Source organism: Spiroplasma phoeniceum P40, from assembly GCF_003339775.1.
Lineage (GTDB): Bacteria > Bacillota_I > Bacilli_A > Mycoplasmatales > Mycoplasmataceae > Spiroplasma > Spiroplasma phoeniceum.
In genome coordinates this window covers 1,088,604-1,110,776 of record NZ_CP031088.1, presented here as the reverse complement: position 1 = coordinate 1,110,776, position 22,173 = coordinate 1,088,604, and the positions used below count along the sequence as shown (strand labels likewise).

The window sequence follows — 22,173 nt, the reverse complement described above, 5'->3', positions numbered from 1 at the left end:
AACTCCTAACTATACAATGTTTTTGAAACAATAAACCCAACAATATATAAACTCGATATTGTTAACATTAACGGATGACTAAACAAAACTGCCATTCTACCAAATAATCAAATCAACCAAGTATCAGAATTATATAAATCCATAATAATATTTTTTGCTGATGTAAATTGATTAATAATAACTGTAATAAAACCAGTACCAAATATCGCGATTGCCGCTACCAATAAAACTAATTTAATCATTACTTAACACCTCTTTTAAATTTTGCTTGTTGTCTAACATTTTGACGCTTAATTTCTCGTTTAACTTGCTGCTTATTACTATTTTGATAAACATTTTTACCAACATTAATACCTTTTCGTACAGTTGACGAATATACTTGCGAAACACCATTATTAACTGTCGAACCTAAATTATTATATTGTGCTGATGTCCCGTGAATTGCATAAATAGATAACTTAATAACCATAAAAAAGATTAAAAAATAAGCAATTGACGTATTTGTCATCGGTAATTTTGTATTTCAAATTACATCAAAAATAAACAAAAATATATCAAAAACAAAACTAAAAATCTTGTCTCAATTACTATTATTATTTTCAACTAATAAATTAATCATCTTTACTATTTCCTTTCTCTTTTTTAGGTTTTAAATTCTTTTTCAAAATATCAATATCAAATAACTCCAATCGTTCTTTAACACTTAATTTTGTAGTTTCCGATCAATAATAAAATTTTTCATTAACAATTTCATCATTCTTTAAATCACGCACAAACTTTAACCATTCACTATCATACTTATTAGCGAATTCAAGGGGAATCATTATTTTAAAAAACCGAATTCCTAACCCAACATCCGACTTATGTTTTGCTCTTTTACCTTCTACTGTTCGCTCTACTGATTTTGTTTTTCAAATTTCATAATCCGTTATATCTTGAAAAATCCCAATTCGCATAATAAAGAAACGATTAAAAAAATTAAATCCTTTTTTAGCAACGGGTTTTCTCAATGAAATTGGAATAATAATCCCACTTGCTAACTGGCGAATATTATTTCAAATCATACCCTCACGCTGAGCAGTAAACAACGCACGATGTCCAAAATGTCTCGCTAAAACAATTCACGGTATTTTACCACTATGAACTTTTTTCTCATCGTGAGGACTAGTTCCATCAATATACAAATAACTTTCATCAAATAAAATAACACTATCATCGGGTGGGACTGGTTTTGTTCGATCGGTAAAATCTAAATTTTTAAATGTTAAAACTTTAACTTTATCATCTTCTAACGGATAATTACTATAAATTTCATCTGTCAATAATTTCATAGTTTGCGACAAATAAGTTAAAAGTAATGTTTTACCAGTTCCTAACTTACCAATAATTACCGATAACGGATTATCTCAAACAAAATTCACTAACCGAAAAGCATTTAACTGATAAAAAATATTTTTTCACAATCATCACACAAAATAAACACACTGCAAAGCAAATAATATTCAAAATACTAAACCAACACAATACAAAGAAATTATCCAAAGTAATAAATCAATTAAACTAAACAAAAGCATTGAACCACTAATATAACAATAGTTTTTAAAGAAAAATATAAATTTTTTCATTTTACCTCCAATAGTTATTTATAATTAAACTAGTATTATTATGGTTTTCTCTCCACACAAATCAAAAAGAAATATTTTTTTACAACATTATTTATATTAATAATTACTGCATTCGTAATGAAAATATATATTATATTCAAAAAAAATTTTAAAATTTTGTGGGGAGAGAAAACCATAATAATAACAAAATTTAATTATTTAAAATAACTAACTATTTTAAAAACCATTCACAAGAAAAACCAAGTTAAAAACAAAATCACAACTCAAACACCAACCATCAAAGTTAAATATTCATTTTGCGTTAAATTCCACATTGTAATACTTTCAACATTCGTTTTATCTATAAACAAAAATATATGAATAAAAAACTCTTTTAATTTAATTCAATCATTTTGCATTTTTAAAAACTCCATATTTTTTGAATAAGTTTAAAAAACATTCCAAAAAATAAAACAACAAATAACACAAAGGATATAACATATAAAAACTCAGGGGCATTTGCACCAATAATATAACTAACAAATTGAACTCAATAATCATATAAACTCATTTAATTTAAGTCTTTCAAATCATTAATTAATTCTTGTTCTTTTTCAATACTTCAATTTGTTAAATTATTATTGTTATTATTTGCTTTTACTTTTTTAGGTTCACTTAAAAATAAAGCTTTTTTCATTTTAGTAAAATAATTTTGTTTATATTGATTATATAAATTGATTAATTCTGTTCCAGTTAAATATTTTCAAATATTTCGCTTTAAATTTTCATCATATTTTACAATAGGGTAAGAATTATCATAAATCAAACCGATTGCTACTTGTTCCGAATATTTTTCACTCGAATAAATAAACTTATTACTCAACCAAAAACCAATATGACGATTATGATTAGGTAAATTAATAAAACTTGCTTTATCTGTTGTAAAAGGGATAAATTCCTTACTAATAAAATAATTTTCTACATTCTGATTTTTCTTAACAAAATTACTCAATTTTATCATCTCCTAACTAAATATTTGTTTAATAAACAATGTTATAAATAATGTTTATATAATGTTTATTTATTGCAATAAACACTGATTATTAACAATGTTATACATAATGCTAATATATTGTTTATTTAATGTTTAATAAACAATGTTAATAAACATTGTTAAATATAAAAATAATAAAAATTGGCACACTGAAAATAACTATTAAGAACTTTAATAGTAAATATAATAAGTTCATTTTTCTATTTAATAAATTCATTTTTTACAAATGTGATACCATCTATTTTTTGATTATCATGAATGGTATCACCAATTAAAACAATTATTTCACTAAAACTTCCTAGTGTGCCTTAACTAAGATATAATCGATTATAATAAATATTAAAATCCTTTAACCATAACACGGAAAAAGTTTAAGATTTTAATAATACAAAATATAGCAAATGGAATTAATATAATTCACGCTTCACCTAAGAAAACCATTATCTCAGGTAAAATATTTGTTATACCTTCTTTAACTTTTCATAATGCACTAGTCAAACCCGTTCAAATCCCAGTCATACCCTCAGTCATAGTTTTAGGTGTAGGTGCTGTTAAAAAATTAAACGCTGTTGTTAAATACATACCTAACATTATTTATTACTCTCCTTTCTTTCAATTTCTTTTTTTTCTTTTTTCTTTCCTCGAATTTGTTTAATTTTTTGATAAATTGATAAACCAATTCAAGCAAAAATCCCTAATATAATAACAACACTAAATATTGTCGTTAATCAAGTTGGCATAATACATCTCCTTTCTAAAAACTAAAAAATTGAAATTTGCAAACTCGCTCCGCTCGTTGTCGCTTCGCTCCATTAAAAACACTACTGAATAAATTATCCGCTAATAAATTACGCGGAATAATTTATTCTTTTACTTTTTAATTTCAATATCTTTTGCAATCTTATTAATAGTATTAATAACATTATCTTTACCATACTTTTTCACTAGGGACCGCAAAATAAAATATTGCTTTGTTTACATAATTTCAACTCCTCAATTAAAAAAAATAAAAAAATTTACTTTCCAAAACTGTAAAAACCAAAAATACAAAATGTGTGTGGTTTCTACACCATATACAAAACCCACTTCAGCTAGTTGAGGCAATACAAGATATTATGGTAAAAATTTTGACAACTTTTTAATGCATAATAAGGTTAACCCCCGTTATAATTTTCAATATAAGCATGCGACAACGTTAAAGGATGTCAAAGAATATGCTAATTTCTATCTTTTTAATAAATATGAGAAAGTAAGTAGTATCACTGGGATTGAAATTAAGCAAAAAGTTGGTTTCACATATTATATAGGGGAAGACTGAACATGATATTTACAATTATTGTTATATCAATATGGTCGTAGTTTTGGAACTTGAATTGGTGGCGCAATGTGGTTACCAGTTGGAAATCAAATAATTTTATCTTATGATTAATTGTCAATATTAAAAATGATATGAGAATTAAATCTTATATCATTTTATTTTTATTAAATTATTATTTGCTTATTTAAAAATAATCCTTGCTAAATTTAATTAAATATGTTATTTTTAATATCGTATATGGTTTTAAAAATATTAATAATATTTTTAAAATAAATTACTTTAATTGTTTATAAAACATAACCAATTAAAAACTAAAAAAAGGAAGTAAATAAAATGGGAATTACTTCAAAAGCAAAAAATAAATTAAAATCAGCTTATAAATCAGTTAAAAAGTCATTTAATTCATTTTTAAAAAAACTTGGTTTTAGTAGTAAAGAAGCAGCCCAAGTTTCATCAGAATTTGCTAATGCAATGAGTGAAACAATTGGAAATCATATTAAAGATAACCAATATCGGGAAGTTTTAAAAGAAATTATCACAAAAGATATTGAACCAATTTATGAAAATTTGCAACCATTAAAACCACATCGTCCAGCGCCACCAATCCCAGGGAGCACAGAAAGTTATCGTGTGGAACCACGAGCAAAAGTTGATGGAATGCAAAATAAAATGCAAAGACCAAAAGAAGCGCCACCAGCGCCACCAAGTCTTTTTCAACAAGAGATTATGAAAATGAAAAATAATTTACGAAAAGTAGATTCAAAAGAACCACAAGTAAATGGCATTAATGGGCAAGGAAAACCACCAATTGCTCGAAAACCAAATTTAACAGATTTAAATAAAGCACAATTAAAATCAATTAATGAGCAATTAAACAATTTGGATCAACAACAAACAAATCAACACGAACAAGAATCTGAATTAGATAAATAAAGTTCAATAACAAATAGATTGTTTAAAAACAATGACAATAAAATGATATTAGCATTAATTCTAATATCATTTTATTTTGCTTCATTAATATTTTGTGAAAAACTTCAAATTTGTTCATTTTCACTGTTAGTTTTAATTGCTTCAGTATTTTTTATTGTAATTTTTTCAGCAATTTCTAATGGAACTGAAGCAGTAATAAAAGTTCGAATAATACGTTCTGAAGCATAATCATCAATTAGTTCATGTACTGATAATGGTTTTGCTAACGGCAACGGAATTACTATTTGACTACTAGTTATTGCATCTTTATCATTTTTGAATGATAAATATCTTTCTTTAGGAATTGTTTCAATAATTTCCTTGTTATTTTTCATAATTTTTAAGTTTTGATCATTATCATATTCATAATTTCATCAAGGTAATATTTTCGCGTTAGCAAAAAAGACATATTCATTTGAATTTTGTTTCTTTTGAACTAAATAACAATTATCTTTAATGGTGTAATTTTTTTGTAATGTTTGAATTTTAACAATATTAGTTCCCGTAATACTGCCATAATTTTCTAATGTATTTAATAATTGATTAATAGCGTTCATACTATTATCCTCATCAATGTAATGTTATCTACTAAATAAATTAGTCATACACTACTTCAATCATATACTATTTTTGAAAATTATTGTAGTTTTTAACTAAATTTATTTCATAAAATTTTATTTTTAATACATTTGCCTTTCTACAATAATTTACAACTTTTAACAAATGTGCTAATATTAATTAATATTAATAGGAAGAGAAAGACTATGAAAAAAAATATTCTAACGATTTTAAGTGAGTATAAAAAACGACTATTAAATGATAAATCAGTGGGAGACATTTTTTTAACCAAAATTAACACAAAAAGTAAAAATATTATTAATTTCTTAGACTTATTATTTTTATCAAACCAAGACCCAGAAAAAGTTTGAAAAAATATTAATAAGAAAGAAAATCTTATTATTACTAAATTATCTGGAGAAACAATTAGGGAAATTTGTGGTTACGTTGGAGGAATTATTAATAAAAGTAAAAATGATGCAGAATTTGTTTCACACTTAAAGCAACATGCATTTAATAAGTACCCCATTTTGCATTATTCAAAAATTCTTGAATTTATTTTTACATTGTTTGTTAAGAAAGATGGAAAAAAAGTTAGTGAGGAAAGCTTATTAAAATTAGAAAAAATTATTAGTGAAGAAACAACAAAAATTTTTAATAAATTTACACGAATTTTACAAGATGCTAAATTATATTACTTTGAACGAAACATTAATCCATTATATATTGGTTGACCATACATTGAAGGACTAACACAATCACAAAAAGTTTTTCGTGCGCCATTATTATTGTGACCACTTAATGAACTTAGTCGCACAAAAACTAAAATTGTTTTAGCAACAAAACATGATGAAATTTTATTAAATTCAGCAATTCGCTTAAGTCAAATTAAAGATAGTAATTATAATGTTGCAGAATTTAGTTTTGATTCCCTAACTTTAACAGATGATATTTTTCAAAAAGCAATTACTGATTTAAAAACATTAGGATTTAAGATTAAAAATGAAGATAAAATAAATTATTTATACAATTTAAATTACTACAAACAAAATGAGCAATTATCTTCTAATATTGTTGATAACTTTGATAAATATTTAATTAATAATTATCAAGTTAATAATTTAGGATTAGTTTTTGATTGTTATCTTGGAATGTATAATATTTCATCAACAACGTTATATCGTGATTATTGTGATTTAGAGAAAGTTTCTGATCATTTTGTTAGTCAAATGTTTCAAAATGAATATAATATTGAGGAGGATTGAGCAGAAAACCAACTGCGATATCAAGAAGAATTAAATGAAAGAACAGTAATGGCAATTAACAATTATGATATTTCCCAAAAAGTGGCCATTAAGAAAGCATTAGAAAAAAATACAATTATTCAAGGACCACCTGGAACAGGAAAATCTCAAACAATTAGTAATTTAATTGTTAATAATTTATGTCGTGGGGAACGTGTTCTATTTTGTGCGGAAAAACAAGATGCAATTAAAGTTGTTTATAATAATATGAAAAAAATTCAAAATTATTGTTTAATGATTACTAACTTAGAAGAAAAAGAGAGTTTTTATCAAAAAATTTTAGATAGTATTAATAATATTAATCAATTATATCCAGAAGTAGAAAGTGCAATGTATCTAACTAAAATGGATCAGTTATTTGATAATATTAAGAAATATAAAATTTTTGCGCTCCAAAATACTTATCAAGATTATTTACAATTTTTAAATAATGTTAAGGACCATCCATTATCATTAGATTTTGAATTATTAAGTCAATTTTATTATTTTGAATTAGAATATGAAGATTATTATCGTCATTGTTATCGAATGTATCAAAATATAATGATAGTTCAAAAATTTTTAGCATTGTTTAATGATTTTCCGCATTTTGCAGAAATTTATCATCGTTTTCGAGCAAAAGAATTTAAAAAAATGTTAAAAAAAGCAGAAGGTTTAAAACCACATAAATTTTTAGCTTTAATATTTAATGTATTAAAAAATAATATTGTTAGTTATACGATTAATAGTGTTGATGAAAATAAATTTAATTTATTTAAAATTGAGGAAGCAGCTTTAATTGATGCATTAACAAAGGAATTTAAAAATATTGATTATTTTGTTAATCGTTTAGAATTGATTGACCAAAATGATCGTCTTCGTCGGGAAGACAAAAATTATGACTTATATGCTTACTTAGGAACTGTTGTTAAAACTGAAGCAGATATGCCATTAATTTATCAACATTATTTTGTTCATTGTTTTCAATCAGAACATGCTGAGTTATTAAAAGTTGGAACTTTAAATTGACGAGAAGAACTAACTAAATTAAGCAATCAATCAATGGTTAATACAACGGAATATTTAACTTATTTATACCATCAACAAATTCGGGATGTTATTAAAGCAAATTATATTGAAACATTGCCTAAAATTATTGACGAATGTCGAAAGAAAACAAAACGGTCAATTACTTATTTTTTTAAAAATAATTATGAATTAATTAAAATTTTATTTCCTGTTATTATGGTAACTCCAGATATTGCCTCGCAATTATTACCATTAAATCATCAAGAATTTGACCAATTAATTTTTGATGAAGCATCACAAATTTTTGTTGAGCGCGCAATTCCAATTATTTATCGGGCAGAACGAATTTTAGTTGCTGGGGATAAAAAACAATTAGGACCAACAAATTTCTTTTCATCCCGGTTTGATTATGATGGATTAGAACAAAACGAAGAATTATTAGCCCTTGAAACAACCTTAACTGATAAGAGTTTACTTGATTTTGCTAGTAAGCAATATAATTCTAGTATTTTACGATTCCATTACCGGTCAAAGTATAGTGAATTAATTAATTTTTCAAATGCTGCTTTCTATGATAATAATTTAATTATGATTTCAAATAAGACAAAAAAAGATTTTCCATTAAAATTAATTGATGTTCCCGATGGGGTATGAAAAAACCGCGGGAATATTCCTGAAGCAAAACGAATTGTTATGTTACTAAAAGAAATTATTACAACTCGAAAACAACAAGAAACAATAGGGGTTGTTACTTTTAATGAAGTGCAAAAAAACTTAATTTGAGAATATTTAACTGAGGAATTTGAAAAAACACCAGCATTAGAACAAGAATTACATCGAATGCATAATGGCCGTAATGAAGGATTATTTGTTAAAAATCTTGAAAATATTCAAGGTGATGAACGTGATATTATTATTTTTTCAATTGGTTTTGCCCGAGATGAAAATAATAAATTTGCACAATTTTTTGGTCCTTTATCGCAAACAGGTGGTGAGAATCGCTTAAATGTAGCAATTACGCGGGCTAAAGAAAAAATTTATATTGTTAAGTCATTTCCATCAGCATTAATTTCAGAAGATTCAAAACATCCTGGTCCGCGGTACTTTAAATATTATTTGGAATATGTTGAACAATTAAACCGTGGTAAAGATCAAGAAGACAAAGTATTAGCAAAGTTAACAACAGCAAAAAGCTATGACCAAGAACAGCAAATTTCTAAAATTAACCGACAATTTACAACAGAAGTTGCCACTGCTTTAACAGCAGCCTTAAGTGGTTATGAACGTTATCAAATTGCAACATATACAGTGCAAGGAACTTATCAAATTGATGTTACAGTATATGATCAGAAAAAGGACCATTATGTATTAGGCATTATTTGTGATGATTTAACATATCCAATTGGGGTTGAACAAAAAGAATATGATTTTTATCGTCAAAAGTATTTGGTTGACCGCGGATGAAAAATTGAAGCAATTTTACATAGTAATTGGTTATTTAAAAATTACCAAGCAGATATTATTAATAGGATTGTCCAAAAAATTATTGGTAAATAGGAGGCCTTATGAAATTTGATTTAACTAAAATTAAAAAAATGAAAAATCTTAAGGATTTAGAAATATATTTATTTAAAACATATTTACCAAAAAATGGTAATAGGATTATTAAAGCAGAATTATTAAATTTAATTCATACTTATTTTCCAACCGTAACTTCTGACCAGGCAAATCAATTTATTACATTATTAAAAGATAACCGGGTTATTTTTCTCCGCGGATATCATTATGTTGGTAATGAAACATTAGAATCATTTAGTCGACAAGAACAAGAAAAAGAAGACATAGTTGAACCATCTGTGTCGCCTTCAACAAAGTCAATTGCGAAGTTAAGTTCTAATTTTGAACAAAAAGAAAAATTTGAACCAACAGCAAAAGCAACATCACAACGCAAAACAATTGATTTTAGTAGTCTATCTTTCCCAGACCGGTATCTCAATTTTATTCAGTTATTATATCCAATTAAAAATGAAAAGAAAAAACCTGTAATTGCTTTACATGATATTCCTGATTTAATAGTTAATAATTCTTCTAATGAAGAAAAATATTTTAAATTTAACAAACAACATATTATGACAAATGATGACGATAATTATATTGACCCAACAAAACGAAATATTATTTTAAAAGATGACCCTGAACCAATTGACGAAGAACCTTCGGAATGAACAACTGTTAAATCAGAAAAGTTAACATTTGATTTTTCTAATCCAACTAGTTCTGAAGCAATTTGACGAAAAATGAGTATTAGTCAATATCGAAAATATTTTTTATCATATCATCAAATTATGCCGTTTCAGTACCAAGGGTTGAATAAGTTTTTTATTGATTATTTATTAGCTTTACCAATTAATGATAAATTAATTACAAATTATTATAGTAATGTAATTGTGAATAAAAAAATTTATCAAGCTTTGTATGATAATTATTTACGAAACCGGATTAAGTATGCCTTTTTAATTGATTATAATTTATTTTATGATGTTCCTTTAATTCAAAAGAACCTTGATAAATATCATAAAGAAGTTAAAACAGCTGCTGAAAAAATTATTCTTAATTTATTTATGCAATTTTTAAGTTCAATTTTTAATGTTAATGAAAAAAAATTACAAATTATTCCAGAAGTTATTAGTCAAATTAAAGCTTTTTATTGATCATTTAATCAAAAAATGCATTTATTTGAATTTAAAGATTATATTTTTTCAACAAACCCAAAATGAAAAGAAGAATATGCAATGAATTTTATTAACTTTTTTGAAGGATATAAATTTACTTCAAATCAACAAGCAATTAATTTAATTATTGATCATTTGGAAAGTGATAAACTATTAGAATTATTAAAAGAAAATATTAATAAAATTAACTTTAAAAAAACAACAATTAATGACCATGTCCTATGATATGATGTTAAAACTAGTTGTCATTTATTAGATAATGAATTAACATATATTAAAGGAAACTTATTAAATAATATTCAAACTATTTTCGAAGAGACAATTAGTTAAAAAGTGCTATTAAGTTAATCTTAATAGCACTTTTTTAATTAAATATTTAGAAAAACCTTATTTTATAACATTTTATCTACAAATTGTCATACTTTTTTAAAGTAATTATTGGCCTATGTCATATAGCTTTCTACTGTTTTTAATGATTCACTAGTAAAATGTTTAATATCATTTCAGTGTGAGTAAGCATAATAACCACCATAAATAGCTGCTCCAATTGATAATGAGATTTCTAAAGTTTCAGCAGCTGTTCCTAATGACCCAGCAAGAATTCCACCCTCTATCGCGGTTGGTACTGATAACGCTTCAGCTGCTACTGTCATTGCTTCATTACTTAATAAAATTTCAGCTGTTGAACTTGCTGCTTCTTCTAAAGTAATTATTGCATCAGCAATTACATCACTAGTTAATTTTTCACCAGCATAAATTGCTTTATCAATTGTTACAATTCATGTTGAATTATCATTAAGAATTCCTGATACTTCTCTCGTATCAAGATCAATCATCGATGATGCATTAGCTTGAATAATATATTTTCCAGTTGGAATAACTGTTGCAGCTGCACTAGTTGCTCCGCTGCTTATAAATCCTAACGAACCTAAAATACCTAATAATGTTCCCAGAATATTTTTTTTATTATTTTTTTTGTTCAATAAAATAGTTAAATTTTATTTTTTTAATAAATATTTTAAGCTCAAAATGTTTTTTATGATTGTAAGTTGTAAATGCAAGTGAAATAAACCTATTAATTTAATAATAATATATTTTTAAATTTAGATTAAAAAATCTAGTACAATTATAGATATGAAATTAATTTTTAAACAAAATATTGAGGAAATATGAAATTATTATGTTTATTAAAATATCTATTTTAATTTAAAATGGCAACATCAAGAAAGGAATTGAACATAAAAGATGAAAAAACTTTGTGGATGATTAGATTTATGAATTTTAGAAATAATAATATGACTTTTTTGCAAACAAAGAATTTGTTAGAGAAAAACATTATAAAAAGATAAACAACTATCAATTATGATGTATTACAAGAGGACCAAGATGAAAACAATAATGATGTTTCTGATGATGAAATATCATTAATTTCATCTGAGCAGTTTTCTCCAACACAGTTTTCTGAATTTTGTAATAATTTGGCAGCTAATTCAGTTACAACAAATACATCAGATGAGAATGAACAAAGACTTGATGAAAGTAATTAAATAGAATCTATTGTTAATAAAAAAGCAGGAATTAATGAGCCACAAGAACTAAATTCAATTTTACAAAAACAAACTGATAGTTCATCTGAACCAGGACCTAGTAATTGTTCACATCTTGAACCACAAATTCCACTAGAAAAGGTAATTATAAAACAAAATTTAGGAATATTACCAAATGATAAAGAAACTAATGTTTTTAGAGCAATTAAAAAATGAAATCCTTTCTTAGCAACAGGTTTTTTCAATGAAATTGGAATAATAATTCCACTTGCTAACTGGCGAATATTGTTTCAAATCATACCCTCACGCTGAACAGTAAACAACGCACGATGTCCAAAATGTCTCGCTAAAACAATTCACGGTATTTTACCACTATGAACTTTTTTCTCATCGTGAGGACTAGTTCCATCAATATACAAATAACTTTCATCAAATAAAATAACACTATCATCGGGTGGGGCTGGTTTTGTTCGATAGGTAAAATCTAAATTTTTAAATGTTAAAACTTTAACTTTATCATCTTCTAACGGATAATTACTATAAATTTTATCTGTCAATAATTTCATATCTCAAACAAAATTTACTAACAGAAAAGCGTTTAACTGATAAAAAATATTTTTTCACAATCATCACACAAAATATACACATTGCAAAGCAAATAATATTCAAAATACTAAACCAACACAATACAAAGAAATTATCCAAAATAATAAATTAACCAAACAAAACAAAAGCATTGAACCACTAATATAACAATAGTTATTAAAAAAAAAAAAAAAAATAAACTTTTTCATTATTTAAAATACTCAACTATCTTAAAAACCATTCACAAGAAAAATCAAGTTAAGAACAAAATAACAATTCAAATACCAACCATTAAAGTTAATTAAAAGAGTTTTTTATTCATGTCTTTTTGTTTATAGATAAAACAAATGTTGAAACTATTACAACTTGAAATTTAACTCAAAATGAATATTTAAATTCAATCATTTTGCATTTTTAAAAACTCCACATTTTTTGAATAAGTTTAAAAAACATTCCAAAAAACAAAACGATAAATAACACAAACGATATAACATATAAAAAATCAGGGGCATTTGCACCAATAATATAAATAACAAATTGAACTCAATAATCATATAAAATCATTTAATTTAAACTTTCTAAATCATTAATTAATTCTTGTTCTTTTTCAAAACTTAAATTTATTAAATTATTATTATTATTATTATTATTTATTTTTACTTTTTGAGGTTCACTTAAAAATAAAGCTTTTTTCATTTTAGTAAAATAATTTTGTTTATATTGATTATATAAATTGATTAAGGCTGTTCCAGTTAAATATTTTCAAATATTTCCCTTTAAATTTTCATCATACTTTATATAATAGGATAAGAATTATCATAAATCAAACCAATTCCTACTTGATCCGAATGTTTTTCACTCGGATAAATAAACTTATTACTCAATCAAAACCCAATATGACGATTATGATTGGGTAAATTAATAAAACTTGCTTTATCTGTTGTAAAAGGGATAAATTCCTTACTAATAAAATAATTTTCTACATTCTGATTTTTCTTAACAAAATTACTCAATTTTATCATCTCCTAACTAAATATTTGTTTAATAAACATTGTTATATTTAATGTTTATATAATTTTTTTTAATTGTAATAAAAAATGATTATTAACAATGTTATAGATAATGCTAATATATTGTTTATTTAATGCTTAATAAACACTGTTAATAAACATTGTTAAATAAAATAATAAAAATTGGTACACTGAAAAATACTATTTAATTTTTAACAATAGTTATTAAAATATAAAATCATAAGTTTTAAGTTGATATTATTTAATCAAATTACATATAAAAACTAGTGTGCCACAGTTAAAATACATGATAAATAATAAATATTAAAATCCTTTAACCATAACACGGAAAAAGTTTAATACTTTAATAATCAAAAAAACTGCAAACGGAATTAAAATAATTCACGCATCACCTAAAAAACCATTATCTCAGGTAAAATATTTGTTATACATTCTTTAACTTTTCATTATGCACTAGATAAACCAGTTCAAATACCAGTCATACCCTCAGTCATAGTTTTAGGTGTAGGTGCTGTTAAAAAATTAAACGCTGTTGTTAAATACATACCTAACATTATTTATTACTCTCCTTTCTTTCAATTTCTTTTTTTTCTTTTTTCTTTCCTCGAATTTGTTTAATTTTTTGATAAATTGATAAACCAATTCAAGCAAAAATCCCTAATATAATAACAACACTAAATATTGTCGTTAATCAAGTTGGCATAATATATCTCCTTTCAAAATTTTTAAATATCGCGTCACGCTCTGCGTGTTCGCTACGCTCAAAATAAACTATATTGAATAAATTACCGCTAATAAATTACGCGGATAATTTATTCATTTTCTTTTACATTATTAATTACTATTTTATTTACAGTATTAATAACAATATCTTTTCCATACTTAATTACTAAGGACCGCAAAATAAAATAATGTTTTCTTTCCATTAAAAAATCAACTCCTTTCAAAGTTGATTTGTTGCACTTCGATTACAAAATGCAAAATATTAGTTTACGTGATAAAGCAATTATTGCTTTTAAAGAGCGAATTCAATCATTTCGTTCCAATAATTTTGACGAGGAAAATTATTATAACGATATAATTGCTGACCGTGTTACATATTTAAGCAGTTTTAACTAACATTACTTAATATTATTAACTTAATACCAATTAGCCATTTCTTTTGAAGTGGCTTTTTATATAAATAAATTAAAATTTAATAGCAAGGAAAACAATAATTTCAAGAAAAAGAGGTTAAAATAAGGTCTTTTTAAGTAATTATTTTTTTATAAAAAAAATTAATATTTTTGCTAAAAACACTTGCAAAAAAATGAGGATTTTATATACTTATAAAGGTGTCAGTTGGTAGTAATTTATTACTTAATTGTAAATAAAATACTTACTTACATCATCAAAAACAATACTAAAAATATGAAAAAAAGAGTCAAAATTTATTGACAATAAACGCATAATTTTGTATGGTCTTAAACGTGTTTTGCTGACACAAGAACGATCTTTGAAAACTAAACATAACAACAAAAGATAATCATTTAATCAATGAATATCCGTCATTAAAGCTAGGAACAAAAACGATATTTTTAATGAGAGTTTGATCCTGGCTCAGGATGAACGCTGGCGGCATGCCTAATACATGCAAGTCGAACGGGGTGCTTGCACCCAGTGGCGAACGGGTGAGTAACACGTATCTAATCTACCCATTAGCGGGGATAACAGTTGGAAACGACTGCTAATACCGCATACGACATTTTCTGGAATCAGAGAATGTTAAAAGGTCCGTTTGGATCACTAATGGATGAGGATGCGGCGTATTAGTTAGTTGGTGGGGTAATGGCCTACCAAGACAATGATACGTAGCCGAACTGAGAGGTTGATCGGCCACATCGGGACTGAGACACGGCCCGAACTCCTACGGGAGGCAGCAGTAGGGAATTTTTCACAATGGGCGAAAGCCTGATGGAGCAATGCCGCGTGACTGAAGACGGTCTTCGGATTGTAAAGGTCTGTTGTAAGGGAAGAACAGTAAGTATAGGAAATGATACTTATTTGACGGTACCTTACCAGAAAGCCACGACTAACTATGTGCCAGCAGTCGCGGTAATACATAGGTGGCAAGCGTTATCCGGATTTATTGGGCGTAAAGCGTGCGCAGACGGTTTAACAAGTTTGGGGTCAAATCCTGGAGCTTAACTCCAGTTCGCCTTGAAAACTGTTAAGCTAGAGTGTAGGAGAGGTCGATGGAATTCCATGTGTAGCGGTGAAATGCGTAGATATATGGAGGAACACCAGTGGCGAAGGCGGTCGACTGGCCTATCACTGACGTTTAGGCACGAAAGCGTAGGGAGCAAATAGGATTAGATACCCTAGTAGTCTACGCCGTAAACGATGAGTACTAAGTGTCGGACTAAGTTCGGTGCTGCAGCTAACGCATTAAGTACTCCGCCTGAGTAGTATGCTCGCAAGAGTGAAACTCAAAGGAATTGACGGGGACCCGCACAAGCGGTGGAGCATGTGGTTTAATTCGAAGCAACGCGAAGAACCTTACCAAGGCTTGACATCCAGTGCAAAGCTGTAGAAATACAGTGGAGGTTAACATTGAGACAGGTGGTGCATGGTTGTCGTCAGCTCGTGCCGTGAGGTGTTTGGTTAAGTCCAGTAACGAGCGCAACCCTTTCCGTTAGTTACTCCATTAAGTTGAGATACTCTAACGGTACTGCTAGTGTAAGCTAGAGGAAGGTGGGGATGACGTCAAATCATCATGCCCCTTATGTCTTGGGCTACACACGTGCTACAATGGTCGGTACAAACAGTTGCAATCTCGTAAGAGGGAGCTAATCTGAAAAAGCCGATCTCAGTTCGGATTGAGGGCTGCAACTCGCCCTCATGAAGTCGGAATCGCTAGTAATCGCGAATCAGCAATGTCGCGGTGAATACGTTCTCGGGTCTTGTACACACCGCCCGTCACACCATGAGAGTTGATAATACCAGAAGTCGGTATTCTAACCGCAAGGAGGAAGCCGCCCAAGGTAGGATTGATGATTAGGGTGAAGTCGTAACAAGGTATCCGTACGAGAACGTGCGGATGGATCACCTCCTTTCTATGGAGTTAATACTTTATAGTAATTAACTAGTTTTAATGACCGTTATGTTTAGTTTTCAGAGATTAGTTTCTCTGACAATAACAAGTAAATGTTATTAGAATTGTTCTTTGAAAACTGGATAATAGACATCTAGTTATTTTAATCAAGTAATTAAAATAACAATAATTCAAAATTTCTGTTATTTTTAAAAAATAACTAAAATTTCACAGTTATATTTGTAAATGATTCTCAAAAACTGATTTAAAATCAGGTCAAATAATTTATAAAACTTTGAAGTTACAAAGGGCGTATGGTGAATGCCTTGGGAATAGGAGACGATGAAGGACGTGACTACCTGCGATAAGGTTCGGGGAGCTGGAAGTAAGCTTTGATCCGGACATGTCCGAATGGGGAAACCCGGTGAGATTAATCTCTCATAATCCTATAATGAATAAATAGTTATAGTGAAGGTATACCTAGGGAATTGAAACATCTTAGTACCTAGAGGAAAAGAAAGCGAAAGCGATTCTCTTAGTAGCGGCGAGCGAACGGGGAACAGCCCAAACCAGATTTATCTGGGGTTGTAGGACCATAATAGTAGAGTTACAAAACTTGTTTATAGTAGAAATGGTTGGGAAACCATGCCACAGAGGGTGATAGCCCCGTATATGAAATAGACAAGACTCGAAATGGTATCCTGAGTACGGCGAGACACGTGAAATCTTGTCGGAATCAACGCGGACCACCGCGTAAGGCTAAATACTACCTATTCACCGATAGTGAACCAGTACCGTGAGGGAAAGGTGAAAAGCACCCCGGGAGGGGAGTGAAAGAGTACCTGAAACCATATGCCTACAAGAAGTCGGAGCCCGTTAATGGGTGACGGCGTGCCTTTTGTAGAATGAGCCGGCGAGTTATGATAGCATGCAAGGTTAAGTAGAAAATACGGAGCCGTAGTGAAAGCGAGCCTTAATAGGGCGTTTAGTATGTTGTCATAGACCCGAAACCAGGTGATCTAGCCATGAGCAGGTTGAAGTTGAGGTAAAACTTAATGGAGGACCGAACCGACGTTCGTTGAAAAGACCGCGGATGACTTGTGGCTAGGGGTGAAATTCCAATCGAACCTGGAGATAGCTGGTTCTCCCCGATATAGCTTTAGGGCTAGCGTCGAGGTTAGCAAGTTGGAGGTAGAGCACTAAATGTATGATGGCCCCACCTAGGGGTACTGAATGCAATTAAACTCCGAATGCCAATTTTGTATACTCGGCAGTCAGTACATGGGTGATAAGGTCCATGCACGTAAGGGAAACAGCCCAGATCATCAGCTAAGGTCCCAAAATTTATGCTAAGTGTGTAAGGATGTGAAGTCGCTTAGACAGCTAGGAGGTTGGCTTAGAAGCAGCCACCCTTTAAAGAGTGCGTAACAGCTCACTAGTCGAGTAACTTTGCGCCGAAAATGTACCGGGGCTAAGCATAATACCGAAGCTATGGGTTTTGTATTTATATACAATATACAGGGCGGTAGGGGAGCGTTCTAACAGGGATGAAGGTAGACCGTGAGGACTGCTGGACTGGTTAGAAGTGAGAATGCCGGCATGAGTAACGTTTGAGGGTGAGAATCCCTCATGCCGTTTGACCAAGGTTTCCTGGGCAAGGTTCGTCCACCCAGGGTTAGTCAGGACCTAAGGCGAGGCCGAAAGGCGTAGTCGATGGACAACAGGTTGATATTCCTGTACCACCATATAGAGCGATGGAGTGACGGAGAAGGATAGTATATCCCGGTTATTGGATTCCGGGTTAAGCACAAAGAGGGTAAGGTTGGCAAATCCGCCTTGCATAACCTTGAAGTGTGATGAGGAGCGAACGGTTCGCCTAGTAGCGAAGTATATGACTCCATGCTTCCAAGAAAAGCTTCTAGTACTATTTATATGGTGCCTGTACCTAGAACGAACACACGTGGTCAAGGAGAGAATCCTAAGGCAAGCGAGATAACTGTAGCTAAGGAACTCTGCAAAATAACCCCGTAAGTTAGCGAGAAGGGGTGCTCATAGTAATATGAGCCGCAGTGAAGAGGAAGGGGCAACTGTTTAGCAAAAACACAGCTCTCTGCAAAGTCGTAAGACGACGTATAGGGGGTGACGCCTGCCCAGTGCTGGAAGGTTAAGGGGATTAGTTAGCATTAGCGAAGCTTTGAACCGAAGCCCCAGTGAACGGCGGCCGTAACTATAACGGTCCTAAGGTAGCGAAATTCCTTGTCAGGTAAGTTCTGACCCGCACGAAAGGCGTAATGATCCCTTCGCTGTCTCGGCTGCAGACTCGGTGAAATTTTAGTACCTGTGAAGATGCAGGTTACCCGCAACTAGACGGAAAGACCCCATGGAGCTTTACTATAGCTTGATATTGGGTTTTGATATAGCATGTATAGGATAGGTGGGAGACTTTGAAGCAGTAACGCCAGTTGTTGTGGAGTCATCCTTGGAATACCACCCTTGTTATGTCGGAATCCTAACCTAGATCTGTAAGCCAGATCAGAGACAGTGTCAGGTGGGTAGTTTGACTGGGGCGGTCGCCTCCTAAAATGTAACGGAGGCGCCCAAAGGTACCCTCAGTATGGTCGGAAATCATACATAGAGCGCAAAGGTAGAAGGGTGCTTGACTGTGAGACTTACAAGTCGAACAGGAGCGAAAGCTGGGCTTAGTGATCCGGCGGTCCCGTGTGGAAGGGCCGTCGCTCAACGGATAAAAGTTACCCTGGGGATAACAGGCTGATCTCCCCCAAGAGTTCACATCGACGGGGAGGTTTGGCACCTCGATGTCGGCTCATCGCATCCTGGAGCTGAAGTTGGTTCCAAGGGTTGGGCTGTTCGCCCATTAAAGCGGTACGCGAGCTGGGTTCAGAACGTCGTGAGACAGTTTGGTCCCTATCTGTTGTGGGCGTAGGAAATTTGAAGAGATCTGTCCCTAGTACGAGAGGACCGGGATGGACACACCTCTGGTGCTCCAGTTGTCACGCCAGTGGCACAGCTGGTTAGCTATGTGTGGAAATGATAATCGCTGAAGGCATCTAAGCGAGAAGCATACTTTAAGATGAGATTTCCCATCCTTTATGGAGTAAGACCCCTTGAAGACGACAAGGTTGATAGGTTGGATGTGTAAGCACGGCGACGTGTTCAGCTAACCAATACTAATAGGTCGAGGACTTCAAAAAAGCGAGAGCTTATTTACAAATTTTAGACAGTTTATTATCTAGTTTTGAGCGGATAATTTCCCTCAGATATAATCTGGTGCTTATGGCATAGTGGACACACCCGTTCCCATCCCGAACACGGAAGTTAAGCACTATTACGCCGACGATAGCCGCAAGGTGAAAATAGGTCAGTGCCAGGTTGAAAAAAGGTTTTGACCTTTTTTTAAAATATTTTTACTTTCTTAGTATTTTACAAATATGTTATAATGAAAAACATCTCACAACCACTATAAATTATTAAGAAAGGAAAACAACATATATGAAAAAAGTTTTAAATATCTTAAGTGCAGTAACTTTAGTTAGTTCAGGAACAAGTAGCGCTGTTGCTTGTAAAGATAATGATGTTATTACATCAAAAGATAAAAATTACTCAGAAAATAAAGTTAATGATATTTCATTAGCCCAAGATTTAATTGATAATTCAGGAAATAGTAATTCTAATCAAGATAATATTATTTCAGCCATTAAAAATTATCCTGTATTTACTGATTTTTATGAAATATTTTAGTATACCACAGAAATTTTAAAGATTACAAGAAAATAACAAAAATAATAAAAATATTTATTTATAATTATAAAAATATCATAAAATAAATAAATAAAAAATATAAAATTAAACAAACTAAAAATTAGTTTAAATACAAAAACTTAATAATTTAAAATTATTTAATTAAACTATTCAAAAAGTTAAATGGTATCTGAAAATTTAAAGACTTATGAACTCTTTCAAAATTATAAAAATAATAATAATCATTTAATTTATTCTGTAAACTAACAACATTTAATATTTTTTCTTAAAATACAAATAATTTAGTATAATTTTGATGAAATCTTTCAATCTTACCGTTTGACTGTGGAGAACGAACCGGTGTTGTTTGATAAAATTAAGTAAAATTAGTTTTTTTAACACTAATTTTTTGATTATTCCGATAACTATTAATAAATTCAGAACCGTTATCAGTTCTATTCCGTATTATTCTAATACCAAATATATTTTTAAAATCACTAATTGCTTTTTTAACAGCATCAATAGCATTATCAGTACTTAATTTATCATAAATATATCCTAATACTAATCTTGTTTTTTCATCAATAAAATCATAAACATAATACTTTTTATCAACTGGAAATTTACTTGGTACAAAATATTTAGCGTCCATCTGTACAATTCAACAATGATAATACAAACAAAGCAGCCAGTTATTGCATTTCAGAATGAAATAAAAGTTTATCAAATTATAACTGATGTCCTACCGAATGAAGAAAAATTTGATATTATTATTAAAACTAAACCTAACTTATGAAAAGAAATTAAAAATTTATGAGGAACTGCTAATAATATTAGCTTTACCAACGAAAATGATAAAAAGAATAAATTTATCCATGATGTAAAAACTAAACTATTGGATTCTATGACGATTGATTCATCAATTGAAACAGAGGTATTTCTTTTGATGTTAGTTAATCAAATTTGAAGTGATTGAGATTTAATTAATGATTTTTGAGTTAAATATTTTTAAGGAAACTACCGTATGTTTATGCATTTTACATTAAAATATGAACCAACAAATATTGAACGATATAGCAATATTAAAGTTAAGCTTTGTTCAATATATTCAGATCATAAATCATAAATAGGATAAGAAAAAAATGAATTATTATTTTGAATAATGCATTGTGTAAACATTAAAATATAGTTGTTGTGATTCAAATCCCAGTTTCTTATATAAATGTAAACCATCTGGTGTTGCAACTAAACCAGCATAGTGGTAATTTGCTTTTTTTGCTTGGTTTAATAAATGAATTAACATTTCCTTAGCATAACCTTGTTTTTGATGTTCAGGATGAGTAGCAATGTCGTCAATAATTGCTAATTCTGACTCAAAATATAAGTTTCTTGTTGAAACAGGGACTTGATTTTTCATTAAAGTTGTAAAATAAATAATTTTTTGTTCTTCATTTAATTCTCAAATTAATTGATATTTTGCTAAATCAATTAATGATAAATCAAAGGCTTTTTTAATGATTTCAACAACATTAAGAACATTTGTTTCTGTTGTTATTTCTTGAAATTGTTCATTATCATTTGGACGATTAGCAATTTTAAAAGTTGTTAAGTCAATTAGCATTCCAATG

General features: G+C 29.3%; 21 protein-coding genes, 3 rRNA genes and 2 pseudogenes. 11 read left to right on the top strand and 15 right to left on the bottom strand.

All coding sequences use genetic code 4. The annotated features are described in order from the left end of the window. Positions 1-5 precede the first annotated feature (5 nt). The 7 genes from SDAV_RS06925 to SDAV_RS06895 form a co-directional block, all read right to left on the bottom strand. Entirely contained in the window at positions 6-242 is a 237-nt protein-coding gene (locus SDAV_RS06925; RefSeq protein WP_015967964.1) for a hypothetical protein, read from the bottom strand. Then, the gene (locus tag SDAV_RS06920) at positions 242-619 is read right to left on the bottom strand and encodes a hypothetical protein (protein ID WP_114565019.1); all 378 of its coding nucleotides are present in this window, start codon (positions 617-619) and stop codon (positions 242-244) included. Before SDAV_RS06920 ends, SDAV_RS06925 begins: the two co-directional genes overlap by 1 nt. After that, positions 612-1,625, bottom strand: coding sequence for a hypothetical protein (locus SDAV_RS06915; protein WP_114565018.1), 1,014 nt, complete (start codon positions 1,623-1,625; stop codon positions 612-614). Before SDAV_RS06915 ends, SDAV_RS06920 begins: the two co-directional genes overlap by 8 nt. Before the next feature lie 194 nt (positions 1,626-1,819). Further along, a complete protein-coding gene (locus SDAV_RS06910) occupies positions 1,820-2,023 on the bottom strand; it encodes a DUF2649 family protein (protein WP_071937782.1) in 204 nt (67 codons plus the stop codon). Between the two features lie 152 nt (positions 2,024-2,175). Beyond that, entirely contained in the window at positions 2,176-2,625 is a 450-nt protein-coding gene (locus tag SDAV_RS06905) for a DUF3627 domain-containing protein (RefSeq protein ID WP_114565017.1), read from the bottom strand. Positions 2,626-2,997: 372 nt separating this feature from the next. Further along, on the bottom strand, positions 2,998-3,249 hold the full coding sequence (locus SDAV_RS06900) for a hypothetical protein (protein ID WP_071937632.1): 252 nt from the start codon (positions 3,247-3,249) through the stop codon (positions 2,998-3,000). Then, positions 3,249-3,398 (bottom strand): hypothetical protein, encoded by a 150-nt coding sequence (locus SDAV_RS06895; RefSeq protein WP_083436084.1) that lies wholly within the window; start codon positions 3,396-3,398, stop codon positions 3,249-3,251. The genes SDAV_RS06900 and SDAV_RS06895 overlap by 1 nt, the downstream gene beginning before the upstream one ends. Before the next feature lie 311 nt (positions 3,399-3,709). On the opposite strand from SDAV_RS06895, the gene SDAV_RS06890 reads away from it, so the two are divergent. Next, positions 3,710-4,087, top strand: coding sequence for a hypothetical protein (locus SDAV_RS06890; protein ID WP_151202514.1), 378 nt, complete (start codon positions 3,710-3,712; stop codon positions 4,085-4,087). A 222-nt stretch (positions 4,088-4,309) separates the two neighbouring features. Further along, positions 4,310-4,909, top strand: coding sequence for a hypothetical protein (locus SDAV_RS06885; protein WP_114565015.1), 600 nt, complete (start codon positions 4,310-4,312; stop codon positions 4,907-4,909). A gap of 71 nt (positions 4,910-4,980) precedes the next feature. Here the strand turns inward: SDAV_RS06885 and SDAV_RS06880 are convergent, their stop codons facing one another. Then, positions 4,981-5,505, bottom strand: coding sequence for a hypothetical protein (locus SDAV_RS06880; RefSeq protein ID WP_114565014.1), 525 nt, complete (start codon positions 5,503-5,505; stop codon positions 4,981-4,983). Positions 5,506-5,712: 207 nt separating this feature from the next. Between SDAV_RS06880 and SDAV_RS06875 the strand changes: the two genes are divergently transcribed. Both SDAV_RS06875 and SDAV_RS06870 read left to right on the top strand, forming a co-directional pair. Then, entirely contained in the window at positions 5,713-9,375 is a 3,663-nt protein-coding gene (locus tag SDAV_RS06875) for an AAA domain-containing protein (protein WP_114565013.1), read from the top strand. A gap of 8 nt (positions 9,376-9,383) precedes the next feature. Continuing rightward, a complete protein-coding gene (locus SDAV_RS06870) occupies positions 9,384-10,880 on the top strand; it encodes a hypothetical protein (RefSeq protein ID WP_114565012.1) in 1,497 nt (498 codons plus the stop codon). 113 nt (positions 10,881-10,993) lie between these two features. On the opposite strand, the gene SDAV_RS06865 is transcribed toward SDAV_RS06870, so the two are convergent. Both SDAV_RS06865 and SDAV_RS06855 read right to left on the bottom strand, forming a co-directional pair. Beyond that, positions 10,994-11,533, bottom strand: a complete 540-nt coding sequence (locus SDAV_RS06865) for a hypothetical protein (RefSeq protein ID WP_245938320.1) — start codon at positions 11,531-11,533, stop codon at positions 10,994-10,996. Positions 11,534-12,306: 773 nt separating this feature from the next. Next, positions 12,307-12,891: pseudogene (locus SDAV_RS06855) on the bottom strand (hypothetical protein); the annotation flags it as partial. 119 nt (positions 12,892-13,010) lie between these two features. Between SDAV_RS06855 and SDAV_RS06850 the strand changes: the two are divergent. After that, on the top strand, positions 13,011-13,100 hold the full coding sequence (locus tag SDAV_RS06850; protein ID WP_245938318.1) for a DUF2649 family protein: 90 nt from the start codon (positions 13,011-13,013) through the stop codon (positions 13,098-13,100). Between the two features lie 146 nt (positions 13,101-13,246). On the opposite strand, the pseudogene SDAV_RS06840 reads toward SDAV_RS06850, so the two are convergent. From SDAV_RS06840 to SDAV_RS06830, 3 genes and pseudogenes are all read right to left on the bottom strand, one after another. Next, positions 13,247-13,704 (bottom strand): annotated as a pseudogene (locus SDAV_RS06840) (DUF3627 domain-containing protein). Positions 13,705-14,016: 312 nt separating this feature from the next. Then, positions 14,017-14,145 (bottom strand): hypothetical protein, encoded by a 129-nt coding sequence (locus tag SDAV_RS14085; protein WP_281268779.1) that lies wholly within the window; start codon positions 14,143-14,145, stop codon positions 14,017-14,019. Positions 14,146-14,266: 121 nt separating this feature from the next. Continuing rightward, positions 14,267-14,416 (bottom strand): hypothetical protein, encoded by a 150-nt coding sequence (locus SDAV_RS06830; protein ID WP_083436084.1) that lies wholly within the window; start codon positions 14,414-14,416, stop codon positions 14,267-14,269. 272 nt (positions 14,417-14,688) lie between these two features. Here SDAV_RS06830 and SDAV_RS12070 point away from each other — a divergent pair, with 272 nt between their 5' ends. The 5 genes from SDAV_RS12070 to SDAV_RS06810 all read left to right on the top strand — a co-directional run bounded on the left by SDAV_RS12070 (position 14,689) and on the right by SDAV_RS06810 (position 20,545). After that, the gene (locus SDAV_RS12070; RefSeq protein WP_186823341.1) at positions 14,689-14,832 is read left to right on the top strand and encodes a hypothetical protein; all 144 of its coding nucleotides are present in this window, start codon (positions 14,689-14,691) and stop codon (positions 14,830-14,832) included. 457 nt (positions 14,833-15,289) lie between these two features. Next, positions 15,290-16,808 (top strand): 16S ribosomal RNA (locus SDAV_RS06825). Positions 16,809-17,080: 272 nt separating this feature from the next. Beyond that, positions 17,081-19,998 (top strand): 23S ribosomal RNA (locus tag SDAV_RS06820). 72 nt (positions 19,999-20,070) lie between these two features. Further along, positions 20,071-20,177: ribosomal RNA gene (gene rrf / locus SDAV_RS06815) — 5S ribosomal RNA — on the top strand. Together the 16S, 23S and 5S rRNA genes form the textbook arrangement of a ribosomal RNA operon. A 119-nt stretch (positions 20,178-20,296) precedes the next feature. Further along, positions 20,297-20,545 (top strand): lipoprotein, encoded by a 249-nt coding sequence (locus SDAV_RS06810; protein ID WP_114565010.1) that lies wholly within the window; start codon positions 20,297-20,299, stop codon positions 20,543-20,545. A 376-nt stretch (positions 20,546-20,921) separates the two neighbouring features. On the opposite strand, the gene SDAV_RS12660 is transcribed toward SDAV_RS06810, so the two are convergent. Next, positions 20,922-21,224 carry a DDE-type integrase/transposase/recombinase gene (locus tag SDAV_RS12660; protein WP_222611537.1) on the bottom strand — a complete coding sequence of 101 codons (303 nt, stop codon included), beginning with the start codon at positions 21,222-21,224 and terminating at the stop codon, positions 20,922-20,924. Between SDAV_RS12660 and SDAV_RS06800 the strand changes: the two genes are divergently transcribed. Then, positions 21,213-21,557, top strand: a complete 345-nt coding sequence (locus SDAV_RS06800; protein ID WP_114565009.1) for a hypothetical protein — start codon at positions 21,213-21,215, stop codon at positions 21,555-21,557. The two genes, SDAV_RS12660 and SDAV_RS06800, sit on opposite strands and share 12 nt — an antisense overlap. 138 nt (positions 21,558-21,695) lie before the next feature. Here SDAV_RS06800 and SDAV_RS13345 read toward each other — a convergent pair whose 3' ends face one another. After that, a complete protein-coding gene (locus SDAV_RS13345; RefSeq protein ID WP_245938317.1) occupies positions 21,696-22,166 on the bottom strand; it encodes a GNAT family N-acetyltransferase in 471 nt (156 codons plus the stop codon). Positions 22,167-22,173: the final 7 nt, after the last annotated feature.